The sequence below is a fragment of the Nonomuraea maheshkhaliensis genome (genome assembly GCF_039529435.1).
Taxonomy (GTDB): Bacteria; Actinomycetota; Actinomycetes; order Streptosporangiales; family Streptosporangiaceae; genus Nonomuraea; species Nonomuraea maheshkhaliensis.
The window spans coordinates 1-1,801 of sequence record NZ_BAAAMU010000297.1; the positions used below are offsets into that span (position 1 = coordinate 1).

Here is a 1,801-nt window from a genome sequence, read left to right on the forward strand (position 1 = left end):
ACCCGCCGCCGCAGCCGGGACGGCAGCACCTGCTCCAGTTTCGCCAGGGCCCGCACGGAGGACTCCTCGATGCCCTCGACCCCGCCCCCGGCGGCCCGGCCGAGCCCGACCGCGACCGCGACGGCCTCCTCGTCGTCGAGCAGCAGCGGAGGCAGCGCCGCCCCCGCCCCCAGCCGGTAGCCGCCCGCCACGCCGGGGGTGGCGTGCACCGGATAGCCGAGCGCGCGCAGGCGTTCGACGTCGTTGCGGATCGTCCTGGTCGAGACGCCGAGCCGGGTGGCCAGCTCGGGGCCCGGCCAGTCGCGCCGCGTCTGGAAGAGGGACAGCAGCTTGAGCAGGCGGGCCGAGGTGTCGAGCATGGGCACCAGTGTGCCCGCTAACGCGGAAAGGAGTCTTCCGCGTTGATGATCAGCTTGCCCAGGAAGTGGCCGTCCTCGCTGCGCCGATGAGCCTCGGCGGCCCGCTCCAGCGAGAACATCTCGGCGACGGGCACCCGCACCACCACCCGTGGGTCGTCCTCGCGCGCCTGATCGCCTCGGGCCGCCGCGAGCGGGTCGCGCAGGGCCCGTACGTCGTCCGCCGGGTTCGTGCCCCGGCCCGACGAGAAGCGCACGCCGAACTCGGCCGCGTTCGCCAGGTCCGCGATCGTGACCACCTTGGCGGGGTCGCCGGTCAGCCTGACCGACAGCTTCAGCACGCCCCTGCCCGAGGCGTCCAGCACCCGGTCCACGTGGTCGGGCAGGCGCTCCTCCAGGCCGTCCCCGTACGTGACGGGATGCACGCCGAGACCGCGCAGGACCTCATGATGGCGCTCACTGGCGGTGCCGATCACGCGGGCGCCGAGCGCGCGGGCCAGCTGCGCGGCGGCCAGGCCGACGCCGCCCGCCACCGCGTGGATCAGCAGCTGGTGCACCGGGCCGACGCCGAGCTCGCGCAGCGTCCTGACGGCCGTCCCGACGGCGACGGGCAGCGCGGCCGCCTCCTGGTACGTGAGCTCGTCCGGCTTGCGCACCAGCCGGTCCGCCTCGGCGATCGCGTGCGTGGCCAGCGCCCCCGACGCCACCTGGCCGAACACCGCCTCGCCCAGCCGCCATCCGGTCAGCCCTGGACCGAGCGCGTCGATCGTGCCGGCCAGCTCGATCCCCGTCCCCTCCGGGCCGTCGATCTCGGTGCCGAGGAGGCCGGCGCGGATCTTCCTGTCGATGGGGTTCACCCCCGCCGCCCTGACCGCCACCCGCACCTGGCCGGGCCCCGGCCGGGGCATCGGGACCTCCTCCAGCTCCAGCACCTCGGGCCCGCCGTGCTCGCGGTAGCGGACGGCCTGGGCGGTGACGAGCAGGACGGCCTTGCCGACCAGCTCGCGGGCCTCCAGTGCCGCGTGCGCCTCCCGCGCCCGTTCCAGGGGGACCGCCAGGCCCACGACGGTCGTCAGCCGGCCCGCCGCGATCTCCCGCATGGTCTCCTCCGCGAGCAGCCCGAACTCGGCGGGAGCGAACTGGACCTGCTCCATGCCGGTCACCCGCACCCCGCGCCGGTCGGCCTCCGCCGGGTGGATCGCGGCGGTGGCGCCGCTCGGCACCCCGTACGCGAAGAAGCGCCCGCCCCGCCCCAGCAGCCGGAACGCGCTCCCACCGACCTCCCCGCCGACCCCGTCGAACACGACGTCGAACCGCCCGCCGCCGCCCGGCCCGATCAGGCCGCCCGACTCGCTCAGGCCGCCTGGCTCGGCCGGCAGGTCGTCCGCGGCGTCGAGTCGTGGGTAGTCGACGGTCGTCGCCGCGCCCGCCGCCAGGGCCAGCAG

General features: G+C 76.2%; 2 protein-coding genes. Both read right to left on the reverse strand.

The features are described from left to right. On the reverse strand, nt 1–359 hold a 359-nt coding region (locus tag ABFX54_RS56470), incomplete at its 3' end, for a helix-turn-helix transcriptional regulator (protein ID WP_346115588.1). Between the two features lie 17 nt (nt 360–376). Further along, a partial coding sequence (locus ABFX54_RS56475; RefSeq protein WP_346115589.1) for a zinc-binding dehydrogenase occupies nt 377–1,801 on the reverse strand: 1,425 nt, incomplete at its 5' end.